The organism is Myxococcaceae bacterium (assembly GCA_016000045.1).
Classification (GTDB): domain Bacteria; phylum Myxococcota; class UBA727; order UBA727; family JABDBI01; genus AER2-1.
The window spans coordinates 61987-84589 of record JAECQY010000005.1; the positions used below are offsets into that span (position 1 = coordinate 61987).

Sequence of the window (22603 nt, forward strand, 5' to 3'; positions counted from 1 at the left end):
GAAATTGGAAATATCACTCCATTTGGGCTCAAGAGTCCGCTTGACAAGTGCAGGGAACCCTGAGAACAAAGGTTCGGATGCGCAATTTCGAGAGGCCACTCACGCAACATATGAAGGCCGATGGTGAAACCATTGAGTTTGAGGAATACCTTCAGTTGGGGGGCTATCAAAGCTTAGAGAAGTTTGCGCATCTCGCTCCGGCATCCATCACCCAACTTATCTGCGATTCGGGTTTGATGGGGCGAGGAGGAGCCGGATTTAGCACCGGTTTCAAGATGAAGGCTGTGCCCATGGGAGACCAGGCGCCCTCTCAAAAGTACCTCATCTGCAATGCGGATGAAATGGAACCTGGAACCTTCAAAGATCGTTGGTTACTGGAAGGCAACCCGCATCAGCTTCTCGAAGGCATGATGGTGGCAGCTTATGCCATTCAAGCTTCGGTGGCCTACATTTTTATCCGAGGCGAATACAAGTTGGCGATCCGCCGGCTTGAGCAAGCGGTTCACCATGCCTATCAAAACGGCCTCTTGGGCAAGGGACTGGATATCTTTGTCCACCCAAGCGCTGGGCGCTATATCTGCGGAGAAGAAACCGCTCTCATCAACGCCCTGGAAGGCAAACGAGCCATTCCAAGAGCCAAGCCTCCTTACCCTCAAACCATCGGACTCTGGGGCAAACCAACCTTGGTCAACAACGTCGAGACGCTCTCGAACTTTTCTCACATCGTAAACCGGGGTCCTGAGTGGTTTCAATCGCTGTCACGAGGCATCGATGCTGGCACCAAGATTTACGGAGTCAGCGGTAAAGTCAAGAATCCAGGTGCCTGGGAACTTCCCATGGGCACCACGGCTCGTGAGTTGATTGAAGTCCATGCAGGGGGCATGCAAGAGGGTCATGAGTTGGTTGCTTTTCTTCCCGGCGGAGCTTCCACCGATTTCTGGCTACCCGAACGCCTGGATACTCCCATGGATTTCTCATCGACAGCCCAACTGGGAACTCGGATGGGAACCGGGACTCTGGTTGTCCTAGACAACCACACCTGCCCCATCGGCATGCTCTTGTCCCTTGAAAAATTCTTTAAGCAAGAATCTTGCGGTTGGTGTACTCCCTGCCGAGAAGGACTTTCTTGGATCGCCGAAATTCTTTCGGCATTTGAAAGAGGAGAAGGTCAAGAATCGGACCTCGCTCAGCTTAAACGTCACGCAAGACTGCTTGGACCCGGAAGCACTTTTTGCGCACTCGCTCCTGGGGCCGCCTCTCCCTTAAACACCGGACTCAAAATCTTTGAGCCAGAGTTCCACCGACACCTAAAAGAAAAGCGATGTCCCTATGGTCACCATCTTCATTGACAATCAACCTTACGAAGTCAAACCCGACCAGAATCTGCTCGATGCAGCCGTTTCCAACGGCCTAAATTTGCCATATTTCTGCTGGCATCCAGCACTCGGTTCCGCAGGGGCCTGTAGACAATGCGCGGTTCAGCATTTTAAAGATGAAAACGACACGCAAGGTCGAATGGTCATGTCTTGCATGACTCCGGTCACCGAAGGCGCACGATTTTCCATCGAACATCCGACCTGCAAATCCTTTCGAGCGGATATCAGCGAGTGGATGATGATCAATCATCCTCACGACTGCGCAGTGTGCGATGAAGGAGGAGAGTGTCACCTTCAAGACATGACTCAAATGACGGGTCATAATCAAAGACGCTATCGATTCAAAAAGCGAACACACCTGAATCAAGATTTGGGTCCGCATATTAACCACGAGATGAATCGATGCATCACATGCTATCGCTGTGTCCGCTATTACCGCGACATCGCTGGCGCAGAGGACTTGCATGCATTTTCCTCGGGAAACCGCGTCTATTTTGGACGTATGGAAAGTGGGACTCTGGAAAGCGAGTTCAGTGGCAATTTGGTCGAGATTTGCCCGACCGGAGTGTTTACAGACAAACACTTTAAGGCTCAGCATACGCGAAAATGGGATTTGCAAACCGCTCCCTCTGTCTGTCAGCAATGCTCGCTTGGATGCAACATCAGTCCGGGTGAACGACTCGGTATCTTGCGACGAGTTCAAAATCGATTTCATCCGGAAATCAACGGTTATTTCCTTTGCGACAAGGGACGTTTCGGGCATCAATTTGTGAACGACTCTCATCGAGTACCCGTTCAAAGCCCTACGCCTCCTCTGTCTCAAGATTCCAACTGCATGGGAATCGGAAGTCCGCGGGCTTCCTTGGAAGCAAACTACGCTCTTTGGAAAATGGTCGGAGCTGAAAATTTTTATTCCAGCGAAACCGATGACGTTTTCGATCTCAGCTCTCGGATGATCGAAATCCTATCCCAGCACCCTTCCACAGCCTCTCTGGAAGACGTTCGATGTGCGGATCTCATTCTGGTGCTTGGAGAAGATGTGACCCAAACCGCTCCCATGCTCGCTTTGGCGATTCGACAGAATTTTTATCATCAGTGGCAAAGCAAGGCTGCCAGCCAGGGAATTCCTCCTTGGAATGACCTTGCCATTCGAAACGCAGAACATGAGCTCGCCCCTTTGCTGTACTTGGCGCTGGAGACCCCTAGCAAAATCGATTCCTTGGCTTATCAACACATCGGAATCGACCCAGAAGCCATTCGGAATTGGATTCCTGTGCTTTTGGCTGCTCAAAATCCGGTAATCATTGCCGGGGCTTCACTGGGGCCAGCCTCGTTGATTGAAACGGCTTTTGAACTGTGCAAACTGGCACCTCACAGCAAGCTCAGCTTCGTCTGGCCGGGTGTCAATAGCGCCGGACTGGCTCTGCTTCATCCTAAACGCCTCAGCCAAGCCCCTCTCGATCGGCCCGCTCTTATTTTAGAGGCCGATCTGAAACCCGCTCAACGGCAGCGACTGAGCACTTTCACCGTCATTGACTTCTTAGAGTCTGAAACCACGGAATCGGCCCATCAAAAACTAGGATGCGCCAGTTTTGCAGAAGCCACCGGTTCTTTTGTGAATAACGAACTTCGGGCTCAGCGCTCGTACGCCGTTTTCCAACGCCGTCATCCAAGACCCGAAAGCTGGCGCATTGTCCGAGATTTAGCCGCTTTGACCTGGCAGAACATCGATGAACTGAGCCAGGATTTGAGAAAAGACTTCCCCGTCTTTGAAGCGTTTTACCAGACACTTCACCCCGCTTTGTTCCGCATGAACCATCAAAAAATCGCGCGTCAAAGCTTGGAGTGGAGCGGTCGAACGTCCATCAACGCCGACCTCAGCGTTCATGAAAAAGCTCCCTCACCAGACCCCGATTCTCCCCTTTCGTATTCCATGGAAGGCTATCATGGCAACACACCCAGCGACCTTGCTTCCTACTATTGGAAACCGGGCTGGAATTCCGTCTCTGCTTTGAACAGTCTGTCTCATGCGACTCGTGGAGTGAAACTAAAGCCGCTATGCTGACGTTTTTAACCCCCCTCTGCATTTTAGCCGCCCCCATTACCATCGCTTCGCTGTTGGTTTGGGGAGAACGGCGATTGCTGGCCCTGTTTCAAGAACGCCATGGCCCGAATCGTCTGGGACCCTTGGGGCTTGGGCAATTGCCAGCCGATGTTTTAAAGATGTTCTTCAAGCAAGACTGGGTTCCTCCCTTTGCCGATCAAGCGATTTTTATTTTGGCTCCAGCCATCATCATGGCCACCACTTTGTTGTCGTTTGGGGTCATTCCTTTGGCACCCAACTGGGTGGTTTGGGACTCAGAGAACGGTCTTTTGGTATTTTTCGCTCTATCTTCTCTGGGAGCCTACTCGGTCGTGTTGGCAGGTTGGTCATCCAACAATAAATACGCTTTACTGGGAGGACTTCGTGCTTCTGGCCAGATGCTTGCTTACGAAGTCTTCATGGGACTTTCTGCTATGGGCGTTGCCGCACGAGCAGGATCTTTTAATTTAACCAAGATTGTCGAATCCCAGCAAGGATGTTGGAACATCATCCCGCAGATTTTGGGATTCTTCATCTTCTACATCGCTGCTTTGGCGGAAACACATCGAACCCCTTTTGACTTAGCGGAAGCCGAAAGCGAACTAGTGGCTGGCTTTCACACCGAATACAGCGGGCTAAAATTTGGAATGTTCTTTGTGGGAGAGTACATTGGCCTGACCTCGATGTCAGCCATGATGACTTTGCTCTTTTTAGGCGGCTGGAAAGGCCCTTGGTTGCCGCCGGCTCTTTGGTTTTTTCTGAAGACGGTCTTTTTGATCGGAACTTTTATTTTGGTTCGTGCCACGCTTCCACGCCTGCGATACGATCAGCTGATCATTTTAGGTTGGAAATATCTAATGCCGCTCGCCCTTCTGAATCTTTTTGCCACAGCCGGAGTTCTCGTATGCTCAGCATCTTAGAAGGCCTCTGGATCGTCTTCAAGCATATTTTTAACAAGCCAGTCACGATTCTATATCCAGAACAAAAGCCCAAGCTCGCCCCTCGCTATCGTGGGCGCATTGTTCTCACGCGAGATCCCGATGGCCAAGAACGTTGTGTCGGCTGCTACCTGTGTTCGAGCGTCTGCCCGGTGGAGTGCATTAGCCTGGAAGCCGCACAAGACGAACAAACCGGCAGACGCTTTGCCAAAACATTTCGAATTAATTTCTCTCGGTGCATCTATTGTGGTTTTTGTGAAGATGCTTGCCCAACGGCTGCGATTCAGCTAACGCCAGACTTTGAAATGGCGGAAATGAAGCGCGAAAATATGGTTTATGAAAAAGAGCACTTGCTTATATCGGGAGAAGGCAAGACTCCGGGATACAATTATTACAAGGTCTCCGGCCTCGCCATTGAAGGCAAAGGCAAGGGCTTTGGACAAGACGAAGAAGCCCCCATTGATATTCGGAGCCTCATGCCATGACACTTTGGTTTTATTTTAGCTCTAGCTTAGCGATTCTAGCAACGCTTCTATCAATACTCTCGAAGCATGCAGTGCACGCGTTGCTGTATTTCGTGTTATCCATTTTGAGCTTGGCGATGACGCTTCAAGAGCTTGGAGCTTCGTTCGCAGCGGTTTTGGAAGTAATGATCTATGCCGGCGCAATCATGGTACTGTTTGTTTTGGTGGTGATGCTGCTCAATCCCAATCGCGAATTGCAACACAGAAATCTGCTGGCGCCGGCTTTCTTGGCTGCGGCCCTCCTGTTTGAGCTTTTGTTCAAAAAAGTTTCGGTCTCGCCAGGACCTCTTCATCCGATGAATCACCCTCCATGGCTGGCGTCGATTTTCCGAGATTATGGAACTTTGGTTGAATTGAGCTCCTTTGTTCTTTTAGCGGGTCTCTTGGTTGCTTTTCGGGTCAGTCGCAAATGAACAGTATTTTGATCGTCTCCAGCATGTTATTTACCCTCGGGGTCTTCGGCATTTTAGTGCGTCGAAGTCTTTTGTTCATCCTACTCAGCCTTGAAATCATGCTGAACGCAGCGGCTTTCGCATTTGTTGGGATCTCAACCCTACAAGGCAACCCAGAGGGTCAGGTGATGTTTTTGTGGATCGCTGCGGTGGCGGCGGCTGAAATCGGCATCGGGCTTTCGCTGATCATCGCTTACAACCGCGTCTTTAAAACGATTGACTTAGGATAACCCTCATGCAACTGGCGCTGATTCCTGCTTTTCCCCTCTTCGCATCCGTTGCGCTGGCTTGCGCTGGCGGCAAATTCTCTCAGAAAACCGTCTCGGTTCTGGGAGTTTTGGGCATCGGGCTTTCTTTCGCCGTTTCTTTATCCACGCTGATCGGGTTTCGTCAAGAAGCCATCGAATTTCAAGCCTACCGCGAAGTTTTATGGACGTGGATTCCTTTCTATTCTTCCGAAATTGATAGTGCGACGATTCAAATGGCATTCTATCTTGACTCTCTCTCCGCCATCATGCTGATGGTTGTCACCTTTATTTCAACCCTCATTGCGATTTTTTCGCTTGCGTTCATGGAAGAGGATGCTGATTTTGCCTGGTTCTTCGCGTGCATGAATCTGTTTGTCACGTTGATGCTGGTGCTGGTACTCGCAGACAACTTACTGGTCCTTTTTCTCGGCTGGGAAGGCATTGGCTTGACCAGTTATCTGCTCATCGGGTTTTGGCGACAAGAAAGCGCCAACGGCCTTGCTGCGATGAAAGCCTTTATCACTACTCGAATCGGCGACGTTTGCTTGTTGTTTGGCCTGTTTTTCTTATTCGCCAGTTTTGGGACCCTCAATATTGCAGAGACTTTGGATTTGGCAAGCGCGAATTGGCCTGTGAATTCCAAACTTGCCACCCTCACAGCACTCTGTTTCTTGGCTGGAGCCGTCGGAAAATCGGCTCAAGTCCCTCTGCAGGCCTGGCTCGCGGATGCCATGCGAGGCCCTACGCCCGTCAGCGCCCTCATCCATGCGGCGACCCTGGTCACCGCCGGAGTCTACCTGATTGCCCGCATGGGACCTTTATTTGCATTGGCCCCCATCGCCCAGGTTACCACACTCCTCTTGGGAGCCGGAACCTTGCTGTTTGCCGGTATTGCAGCTCTTTGGCAAAACGATATCAAGCGCGTTTTAGCCTACTCCACCATGAGTCAGCTGGGCTATCTGTTTCTGGCTTTGGGAGCGGGAGCTTACTCGGCGGCCATCTTTCATTTGGTCACCCACGCGTGCTTCAAAGCCCTCTTGTTTTTGGCTGCGGGCGTGATCGGTTACCGTTATCATGAGTATCATTTGAGCAAAATTGGAGGTCTGAGCCAAGAACCTCGCATTGTTCAAAGCTCTTTTTTGATTGGTCTTGCTTGTTTAACCGCGATTCCGTTCGTCACGAGTGGCTTTTATAGCAAGGAAATGATCCTGGCAGAAGTCTATGCCTCTCCTCTAGGAGGAAAACTCGCTTGGTGCCTTGGCGCTTTCGGAGCGATGCTGACCGGCGCATACGCTTCACGGCTCTATTGCTTGATTTTTGTTCGAGAACCCGAGACGAAGACTTGGCCTTCGAAGCCGCTGAAGCAGCTCGACTGGCGAATGACCCTCCCGCTGAGCCTCTTAAGCCTCCTGGCTCTAGGGGTCGGATTTTTTCCCATTGCTTCCATCGCTCAAAAAAGCGTTCTGGAGTCTTTGCTTCCAGCCAAGCAAGCTCCCATATGGCTTGCAATCGCTACATCCTGTCTGGGAATTTTGGGAATTTTCATGGGAACCAAACTGGGACTTGCGCCGGTCGAAAGAAATCTCAACGCCTGGTATGAATCGTTCTTCACCAAGCCTTATCAGTACTTGGCTCACTTTTTACAAGCGGATCCGATTCGTGCTGCTTACCGCTTCATCGCACTCTTATGCGGACTTCTGCAAAGCTTTGCGAACGCTCTTCAGACAGGCCATATTCATCACTATCTCTCAGCGTTGATCCTTGCCATTTTAGCGATTTTGGCTTTCGTGGTGTTGACATGATTTTAGTCTATTTGCTGATCATACCTCTTCTCGCTGCACTTTTTTGCAGCCTATGCCTCAAAGCCTCTCAATGGATCGCAGCGGCTTGCCTGCTGACGGTATTCGCTTTGACTCTAGCCACCTATTGGCAGGGAGAATCTGCGGCTTCCTTAGAAGATCTTTGGCTCATGGAATTCCAATTTCATGAGTTTCATTTGGCCCTTGACGGGTTATCGTTTGTCTTGCTAATCGTCGCGGAGCTCATCGCTATTTTGAGTTTGATTCTCGTTGCAGAAAAGCCCAAAGAACAAGCGCTGCTGCTCTTTTCTTTGGCTGGGCTATTCGGGATCTTATTGTCCAAAAATTTGCTGTGTTTCTTTGTTTTCTGGGAACTTGCGCTCTTGCCTGTTTATTTTTGGGTTTTGCTACTGGGTAAAGAACGCAAGAATTTTGCGGCTCTTCAGTTTATTGTACTGACACAACTGAGCGGACTTTTGCTTTTGGCGTCCATGGTCGCTTTGTACCAATCAACCGGGTCATTGGACCTGAACACGATCTCGACAGCCCATTTATCCAGATCTTCCGAATTCTGGATCGCTTTAGGGCTCACTTTGGCATTTTTGATCAAGCTGCCGGCCTTTCCATTTCATACTTGGATGCCCATTCTATTCAAAGAAGCTCCCACAGGTGCCATTTTATCGGGATTTATGATTAAGACCGGAGCCTACGGTATTCTGCGCTTTGTGCTACCTATTTTCCCTCGTGCAGCCACTTATCTGGCCCCTTTTATGCTCTTCTTGGGAGCCATAGGTGTCCTCTATGGAGCGATTTTGGCTTTTTCACAAAAAAATCCTCGAAAGGTATTGGCCTATTCGGCTTTAAGCCACGCGAGCCTACTGCTCATGGGACTCTTTTCAAATCACTTGTTGGCTCTGAGCGGTTCCATCGTCCTCATCGTTGTCCACGCTCTGGCAAGCACCGGGATGTTATTCGCGATCGAGGCTCATTTCGGCCTGACGCTCTTTTTTGCCATGGCGCTTTTGGGCCTACCGGGTCTCGGAAATTTTGTCGGAGAATTTTTACTGTTATTCGGCCTTTTTCAAGAACACCCGATTGCTGCAAGCCTAGGAGCCCTTGGCTTGGTTCTGGGAGCTGCTTACTGGCTACGTCTTATCCTGCAGCTGTACTACGGAACTCAAAGACCCAACACACTATCCCCTGCCTCAGTGGCGGGCTGCACAGCCTTAGCGAGCCTTATCTTATGGATAGGTCTGTTCCCTGCTCCTTTGCTGGATCTGGTCGAACCGACTTGGATCGAAAGCCAAGCAGAACCGGAACCAGAGCAAGATTTTGAACTGAATTTTTTTGAAGGAGATGACACATGACTCCATTGGAAACCAAACTCCTGCCACTTGGGCTTGCCATCGCCTGGTTATTGATCCAGGCTTCTTTTCGTCGTTCCAGAATTCTTGCGCAACTTGTTTCGCTTGCACCGCTGTGGATAACCCTGATGCTGTCCAGCAATCGTTGGGATCACTTGGTGTTAGCATCCGCTATCGGAACTTTGTTGCTGTCCTTTTATCGCATCCAAGAACATCACGAAGAATTCGGAATGCTTCTGTTGCTCACCACCCTGGGTGCCTTGACCCTGGTCGCCGCGGAAGACTTTATGACTTTTTTCATCGGCCTTGAGCTCATGACTTTACCGGTGTACGGGCTTATCGCTTGGCACCCAACCCATCCTCAGCCACTGCACTCTGGCTTGAAGTACTTGATTTTGTCTGGAGTCTCCACAGCCACTTTGCTTTTGGGAATCGCGTTCACGTATGCACAATCCGGCACCCTTCGTCTTGCCTTAGCCAGTCCGCTGGGAAGCGCACTGATTTTAGTCGGCATCGGCTTTAAACTCAGTCTCGTTCCCTTTCATCTTTGGACAGGAGATGTTTACGCAGACTCTCCGTGGTGCGCAATGAGTACCCTAGCCACCGTTTCGAAAGCAGCCGTGATCAGCCTACTTCCCAAGTTAAACTTTGACCCGAAGAACCTCAAAGTTTTGGGCCTTATCGCCATTCTATCCATGCTAGGAGGCAGCCTGCTCATGCTGCGACAACAAAATCTAGCTCGATTTCTAGCCTATTCTTCGATCGCGCACATGGGTTTTGCCCTCGCGGGTTGGATGGTCCAAGCGGATATTACCTACTACATGGCTGCCTATCTTCTATCCGTTTGGATCTTACTGGCAGGTTCGAACTCTCGATTCTTCACGATTCTTGGGTTATTTTCGCTCATGGGATTGCCGGTATTGCCTCTATTTTGGGGAAAATATCAGATTCTTCTTTTGGCATTTTCACATCGAAACTGGCCTTTGTTTGGATTTTTCCTTGCTTCCAGCCTGATTGGTGTCTATGGATACGCACGAATGATTGCAAAATCAACTCAAGAAAAGGTTATTCTATGAAATCAGCGATGGTTTTTTCTTTGCTGTTTGGAGTCCTGAGCTGCACTCCCAAGGCTCCGCCCTCGCCTGTGCACGTTCCTTTGATCGGCATTCCTCTCGAAGGCTTAAGCGCGGTTCAGTTGTCTTGGCTGAGCAAGTTACTGAACACCGAAATTTGCCCCTGCACCGAATGCGCTCAGTCCTTTGCCGAGTGCTTACCCAAATGCAAGCCTGCTCGTTTGCTCGCAACTTGGGCAACCGACCGCTTAAGAGAAGGTGTACCGCCCGAAGCGATGCAATCCGCCATCAGCCAAGAAATCAACTCCGGCTTTGGTACCCAGCCTCAACTGATCGATTTGGATGGTTATTCCAAGGGAAGCCCCCAGGCTCCCATCACCCTCGTTGAATTTGCTGATTTTGAGTGCGCTCATTGCAAAACGACCACTCAAACACTCGATCAACTCTTAAAGCTTCACCCCCGAGACCTTCGGCTGATCTATAAGCATTTTCCCTTAGAAGGCCATAAAATGGCTAAGCAAGCCAGCCTTGCCGCAGAAGCCGCTGGGCTTCAGGGTCGTTTTTGGCCCATGCATCAATTGCTTTTTGAGGCCTCTCATTTAAGCTCCGAGTCTTTCGAAGCCCATGCAAAAAAGTTGGGTTTAAATTTAAATCGATTCAAACAAGATCTTCAATCGCCTAAAATTCAAAAACGTCTCGAGCAAAATTTAGAAGAGGGCCAGCTCTTGGGAGTCGAAGGAACACCCAGCCTGTTTTTTAACGGACGGCCTTTTCATCTGTCCACGGATCTAAGAGGTCTTGAACTTCGTTTGGCTATGGAAAAATCACGCTCCGAAAGCACCTGCAGGGAAAAACCCTAGGTTTCAATCAATTTAGAATTGACAGAATATAAGGATTTGATAAATTGGTTTTAGTGATTAAATTGCTCAAAAATTCTGTTTTTTTTATCATTTTATTGCTTACTGCATGCAATCCGAGCTGGAATCTAAGCTCTGAAAAAACGCAAAAAATCCCGCTCGACACGCGCGATTGGCAAAAGAGACCTCTCGAAGGAGAGGACCCGCCAGAGCACCCATTGGCTCCCGAAGAGCTCATTCTGCCGATTCGCCAATTGAAGCTTATTCTCACAAACGATACGCAAGAACAGCTTGCCCTCTTTGCCGTGAAACTACGCGAGCAAGCGTCGCCTCTGCTCAACGTTTCCAACTTTCTTAGCGTGGCTCAGGTTGCTGAGTCTGTTGGAAAAGACGATGAACTGTTGAAAAATCTGTTTAGATGGCTACGCCTTTTGATGGATGTCCAATCGCAAAAACAAACAGAGACAAACCCAACGATTCCGAAATTTCGCGAGATTGCTCAGAGCGAGGAAGCGCTTTTAGCTTTGCTGAGCATCCTGCAATATTCTAAGCTCGAGGATTGGAAACTGCTCCGTGACATATTCATACAAGCAAGCACCCATTCGAATGAACGCGATGCTTTTCTTTGCGCTCAGATCCAGGCTTCCAATCAAAGCTGGTGGGTAGACTACCTGCCCAATTGGATCCGAGAACGAGCCCTGCAATGCAGATGCCAAGGATCGGATTCGCTCATTCGCAGTTTAAATCAATTCTCACGAACGGAACTTAAAACCAAACTGGATGCTTTGAAGCCTTTGGGCTTATCCAACGATTTGGATGATCAAGAAATCACTTGGGCCGGAATCCGTCTCTTGCCGTTCCTGAGTCACCTGCCCCTGGATCGATGGACCACGATACAGCTCTGGGACTCCAAGACACTCCAAGACATGTTGCTTTCACTAGCAGAACTCGCTGAACTGGTGGACTCTGCTCCCAAGCTCACTCCAGAAGAAACTGCGTTGAGCAAAACTCTATTTCAAGAACTTTATCAATATTATTCGGATCATCCGACCGATCCAATCGTTCCAGAATACCTAAAAAATCCAGGAGAAGGCGAATGACTCGAAACTATTTTTATATTGCCTTTGTCCTGTTTCTTGCCTGTACCCCCAAAGGTCAATCGAAATCTCCGTCGACGCCCAAGCCTGCGACAGAATCAACGTTGAATATTCTCCAAGAAGCCCTCCAGCAAACAGGGGTTTGCTCTCCAGAAAAAGCGGAAATCATCCAGGCCAACGAAGCTCTTCTAATCGCCTGGATCGACTTCATCTCATCGCAACTCTCTCAAACTTGGACCTTCTCTCCGTCGACGCCCATCGACATAGGCCCGATGGCGGCTCAGTATTACAAACGCAGCGATCAGGCTACACTGGGAAACGATCTGGTTGGAATTGTGAAGAGCGAAAACTTTGCACAGATGCGAAACGATACTGCCGATTGGCTAAGAGGTTTAGCGAACAATCAAGACCTTCTCGATCAACTCGTTCGCCTCAAAGAAGCCCTTGACTCCGACGCTGGAGCATCGATCGAAAGCCTATTCAAGATTCTGGCTACGCATCGCGTGGCTCAGAGGGATTTGCTTTCGAGTCTTAAAGTTTTTTCCTGCCCCAACCCCAGCGATCAAGATATTACGAACTCCTTATACCTTCCTGGCTTGCTACATGAAATGGAGCCACACATCTCTTCTATCCTCGTTGAGCCTTTATTAAATAGCCTCTTCGCGCTTCAAAAATACGATCTCAATCCCCCTGGGCGCTTGATAGCCTTTCTAAACCTGGCTCAACAACACTCAAATCGGAGCGATATCTGTTCCATCTCTTCCCTGAAACCCTATCGACCTTTCCTTCAGACACTGGCTTTTTTGGCCGCTGAACATCGAGGAATTCGGCTCTTGGATCTCATGATTCAAATCATGAGTCTAAACGATGCAGATCATTGCCAAAGCAGAGGCATCCGCCAAATTGAATCGAAGGATCTGAGCGATTTTCTTTTGCGTTTGGCTCATTTGCTCGCAACTTAACGCATCGGGCTTCAAAACCAAGGCCTTGAGAACTTTCACGAATGTACTATGAGGGCTGCAGTATGAAATCCGCTTTTCCGCTTTTCCTAAAACCACTCAGGACTCGCCTTTAGAAACATCATGAAAAATACCTTATTTAAGCTCATCGGGCTTTTCTGGCCCATTGCTGCATTAGCCGGTCCGATAGAAGATGTTTTTGGCGCGGGAGCTCGAAATAAAGCACTGGGTGGAGCAGGAGTCGCTATTGCGGAGGACTATACAGCCACTTTCTACAACCCATCGCTTCTGTCTTTTTGTCGAGGAAGCCGACTCTCGCTGGGTTATGATTACGTGCACACTGGCCTTCATGCTACACCGCCAGCAGAACAGCTGAACCATTACCAGTCCATGAACTTAGGCTTATGCCTCAAGCCTCTGAGTACCGTCGGAATTGGCATTTATACCAACTTAAGCCTAGGCCCCATCGAATTTAACCCCAAAACAGAGGACACAACGCCTACCTTTGTTCTCTACGGACCAGATCTCAAAGCATTTTCCATGATCATGGCAGTCGGATACGCTCCTTTTCCGTGGCTGACGATCGGAGCCGGCGCCAGTCTATCGACTTCTGTCAAGCTTGGAGCCAATCTCAATACCTCCATCGGAGCGCAAACTCCCGTTTCCGCTGAATTTCCGACGCAGATCTCTCCAATCTTAGGGGCACTCGTCGGGATTACGGGAGTTCCCATTCCTGAGTTAAAGCTTTCTTTGGTCTATCGTTCCACGAGCTATGGAGCCATCGACATCGTTCAGAAAACAGATTTGTACAACCAACCTTTGATCACCATCAACACCCAAGGATACCTAGCCTATTCGCCTCACCAGCTTGCTTTCGGCTCTTCTTACGTGTTTGATCACCGACTGATGGTGTCTGCGGATGCCACGCTTTATTTTTGGTCCGCTTATCCAGGTCGCTACCTGGAAATTGTCACCTCTCAAGCCTCCACTTTCGCTCCAGGAAAAACCATCTCCCAGGGAGGAAATCCTGGCTTTAGCAACATCTTGGTCCCTCGATTCGGTCTTGAGTACGAGGTGTGGGATAAACTTAAACTCCGAGCTGGCTACTCTTACCGTTCAAGCCCAGTGGCAGATAACAGCTCTCTTTTGTTGGATGCCGCTGCCAATCGTTTTTCCCTCGGAGCCGGGTATGAATTTCAGCTCTATCAAAATATTTTTCTCATCACAGACGTCTTTTTCTCAGCCGATGTCCTTCGAAACAATCGGGGTAGCGTTTTGAATATGGGTATACTAATAGGCGCTGAATATGACTGATATCATTGCGATTGACGGACCCGCTGGTTCTGGAAAAAGCTCAGTGGCTCGGATGTTGGCCAATAAGCTGGGCCTTTTACATGTGGATACCGGGGCTATCTACCGAACCGTTGCGTTACGAGCCATCGAATTGGAACTTTCCTTAGACGATGCAAACGCGTTGGGCAATTTGGCTCGAAATTTGGAAATCATCGAGAAATCGGCTCTCATTCGTACAGAAGCGATCAGCCAAGCCGCTTCAAAAGTGAGCCAGTACCCAGAAGTACGTTCAAACCTGCTGGATTTGCAAAGACGCTTTGCTAAAGACTCCAAGACCGGAGCTGTATTAGAAGGCCGTGATATTGGAACGGTTGTATTTCCCAGTGCAACCCATAAGTTTTTCTTAACGGCTTCCAACGAGAAGCGAGCGGAACGACGCCTTCTGGAATTGGAAGCGCGCGGAGAGTCCGCGGATTACGAAACCGTCTTAAAAGAAATTCTCGAACGAGATGAACGCGATCAAAATCGCTGCGTTGCCCCCCTTAAACCCGCTTTAGATGCGGTTGTTATTGATACGACCCAAGTCACCCTAGCCCAAGTTGTGGAAAGAATTTCTCTTGCGGTCCACCATCGAGGGTCTCTTTAGAGACCCAGTTTGGGAATTTTTATTTTTGATTCAGCTGGGCCAACGCTTCCAGAGAAAGGCCCGTTGCTTTCAAAATCGACTCCCGATCGATGCCAAGGATGAGAAGTTTTCGAGCGGTTTCTTCGATCGCCTTGACTTGACCGATCGCTTTGCCGATCTCCTTTCCCCTTGCCTCTCCTCTCGCTTCTCCTCTCACTTCGCCTTCAGAGAATCCCAGATCAAATTGCTCCTTCGCCGTCAACTCTTCGGCTTCCAACAACAGACACGCTCGGATGTACGCATCGTACTCTTCCGGAGTCCAGTTCGCTCGTTCCATCGTCTCAAACGCTTGATTCACGTAACGATCTCTGAGCATCGGGCGTGTTTTTTGCCTGTTTGTATTTGAGAAGTATAAGCATGAGCTCCATAATACTGCATGCGTTTTAAGAAGGTTGGACTTCGGCGGCATTGCATTTCGATCAAAAAATAAGTCCCGCTTTCATCTTGGCATTTGAGGTCAAAGAGACTTCTTTTTCCTTGGCCTAAATCCGGGATTTGCTCCGTAGGAACAAAGTCGACCTGTTGGATTTTTTTACCGGCCGGTAAACGCAAGATACTGTTTAAAAAGTCCATCATTCGAATGGGATCGCTGAAAACTTTTTTAAACCCGACATCGTTGGTGGGATCGAGATAACGCTGCATGGATTCTAGAATAGCATGGGCGTTTGGTCCTGAAAAGATTTTCGCTCAAACCTCATCCGCTTGTATTTTTGCTCGATAGCTCGCCATCACTTGCACCATGACATGCAAGTTATGGATGCTCACCAGATTCATCGCAGTCGTCTCATGAGCGCGAAATAGATGATGCAAGTACGATGCCGTGTAGTGCTGGCACGTATAACACGAGCAATCGTCCACCAAAGGTCTCAAAGAAAGGGCATAAGGCGCTCGTGTAACATTGTAGTGCATGCCTTCTTCTCGCAGCACGGTCCCGTGACGCGCGGCTTTGGTTGGATAAGAACTATCAAAGGTATCAATTCCAAGCGGTAGGCATTCTCGAATCGATGGCAAATCACCGATTCCGAGTAAGTGATTTGGGCGCTCTCTGGGCACAGCGGGCATCACGTCCGTCAACATCGAAATCATTTCAGGCCGATTTTTACCCAAGCTGCCTCCGATTCCAAATCCATCAAAGGCTTGAGATCCCAGAATCTCGCAGCTCTTTTTGCGCAACTCAACATCGACTCCCCCATGAATCACCGCATACAAAGCTTGATGATTGGGGTTTGACAAATGCGTCTCCAACGAACGTTTTTCCCAACGATGCGTCCGTTCAAAAGACCGTTTGAGAGCTGCTTCATCAATATGATAAGGCGGTAGTTCGTCAAAGCTGATCAGGATATCTGCCCCAAGCTCTTTTTGAGCCTGTATGGAACTCTCAGGCGTCAAAAAAATCTTGTCGCCGTTGCGATAGGATTTAAACCACACGCCATCTTCTGTGATTTTTACGACGCTTTGGTTCGTTTTCTTCGTCCCTTGGCTTTTAAGCTCGCTCGCAACACCGCCATAGGCCAAGCTAAATACCTGAAAACCGCCGGAGTCCGTAATGAGTGGCTGAGTCCGATTCATAAACCGATGCAACCCACCAGCCTGTTCAATCAACTTCGATCCCGGCTGCAACATCAAGTGATAGGTATTGCAGAACATCAGCTGAATGCCCAAATCTTGAACGGTTTTGGAATCAAGCCCCTTAATGGTTCCGTTGGTTCCAACCGCCACAAAGTTCGGGGTATCAATCACTCCGTGCGGAGTATGAATTCGAGCCACACGAGCTCGTGATTTTTTGGACGTGTGAAGAATCTCAAATTTCATCGTGAAACAATCCCAATCACTCCAATCATGAGTACTTTCGTCAAATAGCTAAAAAGCAGAATCTGAGGAAGCGAATCGACGCTCCCGTAAAGACCCAGCAGGGTAAACAAGCACGTATCTAATAATTGCGAAACCAAAAGCGATAAAGTGCTTCGAACTCCCCAACGCCAATGTCCCCATCTTTGACGCAAGAACTGGTAAAAACGAATATCCAACTGCTGCACGACAAAAAACGAGGTCAGCGATGCCAAGAAAAGTCTCGGAGCTGGCATGAGCAATGCATAGTAATGCGGATGCATGTGATCCAATTTGCTTGGCATATACAGCAAATGAATCTGCGTGCTCAAGGCAAAAAAGAGCATACTTCCAAAGCAAAGCCAAGTCGCTCGCTTGGACTCTTCAAGGCCAAATCGCTCTTGCAGGAGGTTTAAACTGAAGATGCTTCCAATCGCAAACGCATCCGAACAGGTCACATGCAATCCAAAGAGATAAACTTGTTTTAAAACCAGTAAATTTGCCATAATCGCTTGCAGGCTAATCAAAACCAAAAGCGCTTCCCGGCCTATACCAGCCGCCCAAATCGATGCGCCCACCACCCAAGCAACTTGAAGCAATAAAACGAATTCGTTCACAGAGGTTTAAAGCAGTGATCTTTAAAAAAGCGAAGCTCTTCAATACTCTGACGAATATCGGCAAGGGCCGTATGCGTGCTGGGTTTTTTCGGCGCTTTTAACTTATACCACTCATTCGCAATCAGCTTAATCGAAGAAACATCCAGCTGGCGATAGTTCAGATAAGCCTCTACCATCGGCATATAGGCTCGTAAAAAACAGCGATCCATGTAAATCGAGTTTCCGGCCAAATATCCTTTCTGAAAAGCCACATGCTCGCTCAAGACCTTCATGAGCTGCTGTTCCACTTGTTTCAAAGAAAGCAATGACTCACGAACTTTCTTGAGCAGACCATTCTTGGTATGCATCTCTCGTACAATTGGAACCATCTCCAATAAAGCGGATTCAGGCTGCCACAGAGTCGCTTCATAATGAGCCACTTCATTTAAAAATGGATCCGTAATCACCATCGCTGCTTGCAAAATGACACATTGACGCTCATTAAGCCCAGTCATTTCAAGGTCGATCCAGACCCAGCGTTCGGAGGGTGTGTAGTTGGTTCGTGCGTTCATTTTATTTCCATTCTATAGGTCATCGGTGATTTGGAACTGGCACCATAGACTACACTCGCAATCCCAGCAACCTCTCGATTGGTTCATCTGCCTGAGTACAAGACAATCGAGCCTGATGATTTAAAACAATTCAGAGTTTCGCTTCTAGATACGATCAGGAAATAGAGGTGCGCTTAGCCTGGTTCGGCCTCCCAAGATGCTCTCGCTATTTTTTGATGCTCTGTGCCCTCATCGTTGCATTGCTTGCGATCAAATTTGCCATTTGGATACTTTCTGCAAACATTGTCGCCCTTTGCTGGAAGCAAGCAATCTCAATTCACTGTTTCTATTTCAAGGTCCTTGGAGAAAAGCGATTCAACAAGCCAAGTTTAAACCCGATGAAATACGAGCACGGCGTTTGGTTCGCTTTGCTTGCCATCAATCGTTTCCATGGGATGCCAAGCAATTTCAAGGAATTACTTTTGTCCCCATTCATTGGCGTCGACGAATTCAGCGTGGTTTCGATCTATCTGGCTTATTTGCATCCGCACTCGCCAAACAGCTTAAGCTGCCGGTCTTAGACCTCGTTCGCAGTATCCGATTTGAACCTCCTTCCACGCTTAAGAAGAATCGTGAGGAGCGCATTCTGTCCCTGAAGCATCGGTTTCAAAGCCGCTCCTGCCACCTTGGCCCGCTCAGGCTATTGCTCGTCGACGACGTGAGTACCACCGGAGCAACCTTGCAAACCGTCGCACGCTTGCTAACCCAAGATGGACATGCAGTCCAGACTTACAGCCTGGCTCAAACACCGAAAAAGTAGGACGGTTTAAACCAACTTGAAGTCGACAAAGCGACGACTCAGATTGACCCCCATCACTCTCACCTGAACCTGAGTTCCAATGGAGCAGCGCTCCATGAGACCGGCTCTCAGAGTCGATACATGAACAAGACCCTCTACAAAATGAGACTCCAATCGAATAAACAAACCAAAATCGGTTTGATTGGTGACTCTACCAGCAAACTGCTCACCCACTTTATCTTGCATGAACCAAGTCGCATATAATGCACTGATCTGCCGCTCTAAGTCCGTTGCTTTGCGTTCTTGTTGACTGCAATGATCCGCTATTTCATCCAAAGACCCTGCTTGGGTCTTCTGTTTACTCCAAGTGGATCTCAAAATGCGATGAACGATCAAGTCCGGATATCGACGAATAGGAGAAGTAAAATGGAGGTAGTGCTTCGAAGCAAGACCATAATGACCCACATTTTTGGAACTGTACCGGGCTTGCATCATGGAACGGAGCAGAGCGCTTTCCAGGGTTGCTTTAGCCGGATGGTCTTTGAAGCTATCTAAGATTTTGGCCAGTGCAGCCGGGCTCTCTCTTGCCTTTTCCAATAGCTTGATATGAGCAGGCGTCAAGGCTCCCATGCTTTGAGCCATCGTTCCAAACAGTTTCAGTTTTTCCGAGTTGGGCGGCTCATGAATCCGAAACACGGTTTGGATGTCTCGTTCTTCCAAATACCGTGCCACCGCTTCATTCGCCGCAATCATCAGATCCTCAATCAAACGATGCGCTTCCAAGCGTTCTGCAGGACGTATGGAAACGGGCTCTCCTTGATCATTGAGTTTGATGACGCTTTCAACCGCATCAAAATCGATTGAACCGCGATTTTCGCGTTCGTCCCTCAACGCTTGGCTGATTTCGCGCAAAACCTCGATGCTGCTGACGACTGCTTTCGGAATCTTCGCAGAAGCTTTAAAATCGCTATCGATTAATTTTTGGACCTGACTGTAAGTCAAGCGAGCTTGGCTCTTCATGACCCCTTCGCCTACTTCAACAGAATTGACTTTTCCCAAAGGCCCAATCGACATCTGCACGTAAAGACACAAGCGTGGAACTTTGGGTTTCAGCGAACACAGTCCGTTCGACAAGGACTCTGGAATCATCGGAATGCAGTGGCCTGGATAGTAAATGCTGGTCGATCGTTTCAACGCATCGATGTCAATGGGTGAGTCTTTCTGCACGTAGTGGCCCACATCCGCAATCGCCACGATCACGCCTCGTTTCTTACCTTCGCGATAACCAAAAACCGCATCATCAAAATCTTTGGCCGTTTCGCCATCGATCGTACAAAACGGAATCTTTTTGAGATCGCGACGACCTTCTTGGTCTTTTAAATCGGGATCCTCACCAAACCGCTGAGCAGCTCGAGCGCATTTATTTGAAAACTGGGTGTCCACCTCAGAATTTCGAATTAAAACATCGACTTCGTCTTTAAGTCGCTTGCCTTGGGGCATTTTTTTTAAAACTCGTGCCGAATGAGTCCATAGATCGAATCCTTTCGGATTTTTCCGCACGATGCCTTTCACTTTTTTCATAACCAACGTCTTTTATAATCGAACCAAACCTGAAAGCCCACTGACTTTTGCCTGATCCATCAAACTGGGATCGGGCTCTTCGTCAAAATAGCCTTGCGCGTAAACTGGAACGGCAACACGCCCAATCAACCAGCACGCACTCGCCAACCATGCATGATTGGGATCTTTCTGAATACGGGTCATTCGCCGATCTTTCAGAGCCAGGAAGTCAGAGGTTCCGCCACTAGCGATCACAAATCGAGCTCCAGCTCGTTCAAATGCTTGAGCAATGCGTATTCCATCTGTTGGATCCAGACCGCCTGGACAAAGTTCTTCTACGCACAAGGCAATGCCCATCCCCATCTTAAACGATCGCATAGCAAAATGAAGCCGTTCGTCTAATGTTTGGAAACACGAAGTTCGTGGAGAAAAAATTTGAGCCAACTCTCCGCCCTCGTCCAGTTCTAAAAAGGGATACGGAAAGTCTTGTCGACTGCATACTAAAAAGTCCATTCCGTCATTCACATAGCCTCTATCAGGCTCCAGGGCCAGTACCTTCCCAAATCCGAAGATAAGGCCTTTCTTGTTGTATTTGATCTGGAGTCACGATAAGAGCCGAGCCATGCAGCTGGTTCAATCGGGTCTGGATATTCTTGCTTCGGAAAAATGCGAGCGACTCTTAGGTAAAAGAGTGGGACTCTTGGCACATCCAGCCAGCGTGGATCGCGAAACCGTGCATATTCTAGACCGATTTCTTCAATTCGATGTTGATGTGAGGCATTTATTTGGAGCTGAACACGGATTTTGGGGCAATGCACAATACATGGAAGAGGTTGCAGACTCCATCGATGCCAAAACCGGAATTCCCATTACCAGCCTTTACGGCAACCGACGAGACTCGCTTTATTTAAACTCAGATCGCTTGAACGGGTTAGATATTCTCGTTTGCGACTTACAAGATATTGGTTCGCGCTATTATACCTTCGCTTACACCATTGCTTTTGCCATGCGAGCCTGTGCAGAAGCAGGAATTCCCTGCATGGTGTTGGATCGACCGAATCCCATTGGGGGCTCTCAAACGGAAGGAAACTTGGTTCAGCCGGGCTTTTTTTCATTCGTTGGCGAATATCCCTTACAGAATCGACACGGTCTCACTCTGGGAGAGCTCGCGCATCGCTTTAAAGCTCAGGATGCTTTGGATGCTGAATTACAGGTCCTTGAAACTCGCGGATGGGACCGCAACAGCTATCTTGATCAAACAGGACTCCCTTGGGTTTTACCTTCTCCCAACATGCCAACCGTTGAAACGGCTCTTATCTATCCAGGAGGTTGTCTACTGGAAGGGACAAATCTGAGCGAAGGACGAGGAACCACGAAGCCATTCGAGCTCGTTGGGGCACCTTATATCGAAGATCCTGATCGTTTTGCCAGGCAGCTCAGCGACTTCCAACTGCCGGGAGTCGTCTTTCGGCCTTGTTGGTTTACCCCCCTTTGGGATAAGCATGCCCATCGTTTGTGTGGGGGCGTACAGATACACGTCACCGACCGCCAAAGTTTCTTGCCTCTGAGAACGGGCTGTGCGATGATTTGGACAGCTTATTCCTATTCAGGATTCGATTGGCGTCGAGAGGCCTACGAGTTTGAGTCCACCCGGCTCGCCATCGATCTGCTCTTTGGAACCGATGAAGTTCGAAAAGCGATAGAGCAAAAAGCCGATTTCGAGCAGGTTGCTCGAATCGCCTGTTGCTAAAAATCGAATAAAAATCCCATGCTGAACCCAACAGTAAATGCACTTAAAACCGCATCGCCATTCAAGCGGGAAAATCGTGGTTGGGTTTCTAGGTAAAAATGGCTTTTCTCGCCGATCGAAATCACCGAACCTAAGGTCAGCCTCAGACCAATTCCACTTTTCCAAAAGGATTGATTGTCGTTTGCAGTTTGCCCAAATTCAACCGCTGGAAAAAAGTAGAATCTCGTTATATCTCGAACAATTCCACCGATCACCAAGCCAGTCGTTATCGGGAAGGCGCTTCCAAAAGCAGCGCTGACATCGGAGTCTCCAAGACCGGTGTAAGCATACCCAATCTGCCCTTGCCAACCCATAAACGAAACTTCGTTCATCAAGTGCAAGAATCGAATCATGATATCGAAGCCCAGAATACCGGAGTTATGCAATCCTTGAAGCCCTCCATGAAGCCCTAAGCCATAATGAAAGCCAAAGCCCAATTGATCCACATAAGCCAGTTGCAACTCAAAACTTGGCGTGGAAGTCAACGCAACCCCACCCGAGAAGCGATAAGAAAGATCTGGGTCGATAAGACTGGGAACAAAGTGAACCGATGTCACGGACTGTTGGGCGGAAAGCACTCCACTCAGCAAAAATCCGAGTGCCGCTCGTTGAAAAATAGCTTTCATAAAACCTAAATGACGATTTTTTGATCGACTGTCTAGGGCATGTGCATCACATAAATCATGGCTCGAGTTTACGAGAGTACTCTAAGACCCTATTGACGAACTCATAA

Annotated in this window: 24 protein-coding genes; 16 read left to right on the forward strand and 8 right to left on the reverse strand. The window is 48.8% G+C overall.

Annotation, left to right across the window (positions count from 1 at the left end; genetic code table 11):
* The first annotated feature begins 77 nt into the window (after nt 1-77).
* The 14 genes from I8H75_03740 (at nt 78) to I8H75_03805 (ending at nt 14709) form a co-directional block, all read left to right on the forward strand.
* Nucleotides 78-1349 carry an SLBB domain-containing protein gene (locus tag I8H75_03740; GenBank protein MBH2006439.1) on the forward strand — a complete coding sequence of 424 codons (1272 nt, stop codon included), beginning with the start codon at nt 78-80 and terminating at the stop codon, nt 1347-1349.
* On the forward strand, nt 1330-3441 hold the full coding sequence (locus tag I8H75_03745; protein ID MBH2006440.1) for an NADH-quinone oxidoreductase subunit G: 2112 nt from the start codon (nt 1330-1332) through the stop codon (nt 3439-3441). The genes I8H75_03740 and I8H75_03745 overlap by 20 nt, the downstream gene beginning before the upstream one ends.
* A complete protein-coding gene (nuoH, locus tag I8H75_03750; GenBank protein ID MBH2006441.1) occupies nt 3435-4379 on the forward strand; it encodes an NADH-quinone oxidoreductase subunit NuoH in 945 nt (314 codons plus the stop codon). Before I8H75_03745 ends, nuoH begins: the two co-directional genes overlap by 7 nt.
* Nucleotides 4364-4882 carry an NADH-quinone oxidoreductase subunit NuoI gene (gene nuoI / locus I8H75_03755; GenBank protein ID MBH2006442.1) on the forward strand — a complete coding sequence of 173 codons (519 nt, stop codon included), beginning with the start codon at nt 4364-4366 and terminating at the stop codon, nt 4880-4882. Before nuoH ends, nuoI begins: the two co-directional genes overlap by 16 nt.
* Nucleotides 4879-5334 (forward strand): NADH-quinone oxidoreductase subunit J, encoded by a 456-nt coding sequence (locus I8H75_03760; protein ID MBH2006443.1) that lies wholly within the window; start codon nt 4879-4881, stop codon nt 5332-5334. The genes nuoI and I8H75_03760 overlap by 4 nt, the downstream gene beginning before the upstream one ends.
* On the forward strand, nt 5331-5603 hold the full coding sequence (gene nuoK, locus I8H75_03765) for an NADH-quinone oxidoreductase subunit NuoK (protein ID MBH2006444.1): 273 nt from the start codon (nt 5331-5333) through the stop codon (nt 5601-5603). The genes I8H75_03760 and nuoK overlap by 4 nt, the downstream gene beginning before the upstream one ends.
* Before the next feature lie 5 nt (nt 5604-5608).
* Nucleotides 5609-7423 carry an NADH-quinone oxidoreductase subunit L gene (locus tag I8H75_03770; GenBank protein ID MBH2006445.1) on the forward strand — a complete coding sequence of 605 codons (1815 nt, stop codon included), beginning with the start codon at nt 5609-5611 and terminating at the stop codon, nt 7421-7423.
* Nucleotides 7420-8787: a hypothetical protein gene (locus tag I8H75_03775; GenBank protein ID MBH2006446.1), complete on the forward strand. Its 1368-nt coding sequence runs from the start codon at nt 7420-7422 to the stop codon at nt 8785-8787. The genes I8H75_03770 and I8H75_03775 overlap by 4 nt, the downstream gene beginning before the upstream one ends.
* Nucleotides 8784-9860: a hypothetical protein gene (locus tag I8H75_03780; GenBank protein MBH2006447.1), complete on the forward strand. Its 1077-nt coding sequence runs from the start codon at nt 8784-8786 to the stop codon at nt 9858-9860. The genes I8H75_03775 and I8H75_03780 overlap by 4 nt, the downstream gene beginning before the upstream one ends.
* Entirely contained in the window at nt 9857-10717 is an 861-nt protein-coding gene (locus I8H75_03785; protein ID MBH2006448.1) for a thioredoxin domain-containing protein, read from the forward strand. The genes I8H75_03780 and I8H75_03785 overlap by 4 nt, the downstream gene beginning before the upstream one ends.
* Before the next feature lie 53 nt (nt 10718-10770).
* Complete coding sequence (locus I8H75_03790; GenBank protein MBH2006449.1) at nt 10771-11814, forward strand: hypothetical protein; 1044 nt, start codon at nt 10771-10773, stop codon at nt 11812-11814.
* The gene (locus I8H75_03795) at nt 11811-12773 is read left to right on the forward strand and encodes a hypothetical protein (protein ID MBH2006450.1); all 963 of its coding nucleotides are present in this window, start codon (nt 11811-11813) and stop codon (nt 12771-12773) included. Before I8H75_03790 ends, I8H75_03795 begins: the two co-directional genes overlap by 4 nt.
* Before the next feature lie 120 nt (nt 12774-12893).
* A complete protein-coding gene (locus I8H75_03800; GenBank protein ID MBH2006451.1) occupies nt 12894-14084 on the forward strand; it encodes an outer membrane protein transport protein in 1191 nt (396 codons plus the stop codon).
* Nucleotides 14077-14709 carry a (d)CMP kinase gene (locus tag I8H75_03805; GenBank protein MBH2006452.1) on the forward strand — a complete coding sequence of 211 codons (633 nt, stop codon included), beginning with the start codon at nt 14077-14079 and terminating at the stop codon, nt 14707-14709. The genes I8H75_03800 and I8H75_03805 overlap by 8 nt, the downstream gene beginning before the upstream one ends.
* A gap of 19 nt (nt 14710-14728) precedes the next feature.
* Here I8H75_03805 and I8H75_03810 read toward each other — a convergent pair whose 3' ends face one another.
* Genes I8H75_03810 through orn form a run of 5 tightly spaced genes read right to left on the reverse strand, consistent with a single transcriptional unit; the run spans nt 14729 to nt 17743 of the window.
* Complete coding sequence (locus I8H75_03810) at nt 14729-15064, reverse strand: hypothetical protein (GenBank protein ID MBH2006453.1); 336 nt, start codon at nt 15062-15064, stop codon at nt 14729-14731.
* Nucleotides 15043-15390, reverse strand: a complete 348-nt coding sequence (locus I8H75_03815) for an Rpn family recombination-promoting nuclease/putative transposase (protein MBH2006454.1) — start codon at nt 15388-15390, stop codon at nt 15043-15045. The genes I8H75_03810 and I8H75_03815 overlap by 22 nt, the downstream gene beginning before the upstream one ends.
* Nucleotides 15391-15435: 45 nt before the next feature.
* On the reverse strand, nt 15436-16560 hold the full coding sequence (locus I8H75_03820; protein ID MBH2006455.1) for a tRNA-guanosine(34) transglycosylase: 1125 nt from the start codon (nt 16558-16560) through the stop codon (nt 15436-15438).
* Complete coding sequence (locus tag I8H75_03825) at nt 16557-17192, reverse strand: queuosine precursor transporter (GenBank protein ID MBH2006456.1); 636 nt, start codon at nt 17190-17192, stop codon at nt 16557-16559. The genes I8H75_03820 and I8H75_03825 overlap by 4 nt, the downstream gene beginning before the upstream one ends.
* Nucleotides 17189-17743 carry an oligoribonuclease gene (gene orn, locus I8H75_03830; GenBank protein MBH2006457.1) on the reverse strand — a complete coding sequence of 185 codons (555 nt, stop codon included), beginning with the start codon at nt 17741-17743 and terminating at the stop codon, nt 17189-17191. Before orn ends, I8H75_03825 begins: the two co-directional genes overlap by 4 nt.
* 196 nt (nt 17744-17939) lie before the next feature.
* Here orn and I8H75_03835 point away from each other — a divergent pair, with 196 nt between their 5' ends.
* Entirely contained in the window at nt 17940-18542 is a 603-nt protein-coding gene (locus I8H75_03835; GenBank protein ID MBH2006458.1) for a ComF family protein, read from the forward strand.
* A gap of 6 nt (nt 18543-18548) precedes the next feature.
* Here the strand turns inward: I8H75_03835 and I8H75_03840 are convergent, their stop codons facing one another.
* Together I8H75_03840 and I8H75_03845 are read right to left on the reverse strand one after the other, a co-directional pair.
* A complete protein-coding gene (locus tag I8H75_03840; GenBank protein MBH2006459.1) occupies nt 18549-20102 on the reverse strand; it encodes a VacB/RNase II family 3'-5' exoribonuclease in 1554 nt (517 codons plus the stop codon).
* A 12-nt stretch (nt 20103-20114) separates the two neighbouring features.
* Complete coding sequence (locus I8H75_03845; protein ID MBH2006460.1) at nt 20115-20606, reverse strand: hypothetical protein; 492 nt, start codon at nt 20604-20606, stop codon at nt 20115-20117.
* 97 nt (nt 20607-20703) lie between these two features.
* On the opposite strand from I8H75_03845, the gene I8H75_03850 reads away from it, so the two are divergent.
* Nucleotides 20704-21831: a DUF1343 domain-containing protein gene (locus I8H75_03850; protein ID MBH2006461.1), complete on the forward strand. Its 1128-nt coding sequence runs from the start codon at nt 20704-20706 to the stop codon at nt 21829-21831.
* On the opposite strand, the gene I8H75_03855 is transcribed toward I8H75_03850, so the two are convergent.
* Complete coding sequence (locus tag I8H75_03855; GenBank protein MBH2006462.1) at nt 21828-22496, reverse strand: hypothetical protein; 669 nt, start codon at nt 22494-22496, stop codon at nt 21828-21830. The genes I8H75_03850 and I8H75_03855 overlap by 4 nt on opposite strands.
* Nucleotides 22497-22603 lie beyond the last annotated feature (107 nt).

Excerpts from the sequence above, each read along its gene's own strand:
- I8H75_03770 (MBH2006445.1), top strand. The coding sequence starts at position 5,609 with ATGCAACTGGCGCTGATTCCTGCTTTTCCCCTCTTCGCATCCGTTGCG.
- I8H75_03795 (MBH2006450.1), top strand. The coding sequence starts at position 11,811 with ATGACTCGAAACTATTTTTATATTGCCTTTGTCCTGTTTCTTGCCTGT.
- I8H75_03810 (MBH2006453.1), bottom strand. The coding sequence starts at position 15,064 with ATGCTCAGAGATCGTTACGTGAATCAAGCGTTTGAGACGATGGAACGA.
- I8H75_03760 (MBH2006443.1), top strand. The coding sequence starts at position 4,879 with ATGACACTTTGGTTTTATTTTAGCTCTAGCTTAGCGATTCTAGCAACG.
- I8H75_03805 (MBH2006452.1), top strand. The coding sequence starts at position 14,077 with ATGACTGATATCATTGCGATTGACGGACCCGCTGGTTCTGGAAAAAGC.
- nuoH (MBH2006441.1), top strand. The coding sequence starts at position 3,435 with ATGCTGACGTTTTTAACCCCCCTCTGCATTTTAGCCGCCCCCATTACC.
- nuoI (MBH2006442.1), top strand. The coding sequence starts at position 4,364 with ATGCTCAGCATCTTAGAAGGCCTCTGGATCGTCTTCAAGCATATTTTT.
- orn (MBH2006457.1), bottom strand. The coding sequence starts at position 17,743 with ATGAACGCACGAACCAACTACACACCCTCCGAACGCTGGGTCTGGATC.
- I8H75_03780 (MBH2006447.1), top strand. The coding sequence starts at position 8,784 with ATGACTCCATTGGAAACCAAACTCCTGCCACTTGGGCTTGCCATCGCC.
- I8H75_03800 (MBH2006451.1), top strand. The coding sequence starts at position 12,894 with ATGAAAAATACCTTATTTAAGCTCATCGGGCTTTTCTGGCCCATTGCT.
- I8H75_03775 (MBH2006446.1), top strand. The coding sequence starts at position 7,420 with ATGATTTTAGTCTATTTGCTGATCATACCTCTTCTCGCTGCACTTTTT.
- I8H75_03785 (MBH2006448.1), top strand. The coding sequence starts at position 9,857 with ATGAAATCAGCGATGGTTTTTTCTTTGCTGTTTGGAGTCCTGAGCTGC.
- I8H75_03815 (MBH2006454.1), bottom strand. The coding sequence starts at position 15,390 with ATGCAGCGTTATCTCGATCCCACCAACGATGTCGGGTTTAAAAAAGTT.
- I8H75_03745 (MBH2006440.1), top strand. The coding sequence starts at position 1,330 with ATGGTCACCATCTTCATTGACAATCAACCTTACGAAGTCAAACCCGAC.
- I8H75_03840 (MBH2006459.1), bottom strand. The coding sequence starts at position 20,102 with ATGAAAAAAGTGAAAGGCATCGTGCGGAAAAATCCGAAAGGATTCGAT.
- I8H75_03835 (MBH2006458.1), top strand. The coding sequence starts at position 17,940 with ATGCTCTCGCTATTTTTTGATGCTCTGTGCCCTCATCGTTGCATTGCT.
- I8H75_03820 (MBH2006455.1), bottom strand. The coding sequence starts at position 16,560 with ATGAAATTTGAGATTCTTCACACGTCCAAAAAATCACGAGCTCGTGTG.
- I8H75_03855 (MBH2006462.1), bottom strand. The coding sequence starts at position 22,496 with ATGAAAGCTATTTTTCAACGAGCGGCACTCGGATTTTTGCTGAGTGGA.
- I8H75_03740 (MBH2006439.1), top strand. The coding sequence starts at position 78 with ATGCGCAATTTCGAGAGGCCACTCACGCAACATATGAAGGCCGATGGT.
- nuoK (MBH2006444.1), top strand. The coding sequence starts at position 5,331 with ATGAACAGTATTTTGATCGTCTCCAGCATGTTATTTACCCTCGGGGTC.
- I8H75_03850 (MBH2006461.1), top strand. The coding sequence starts at position 20,704 with ATGCAGCTGGTTCAATCGGGTCTGGATATTCTTGCTTCGGAAAAATGC.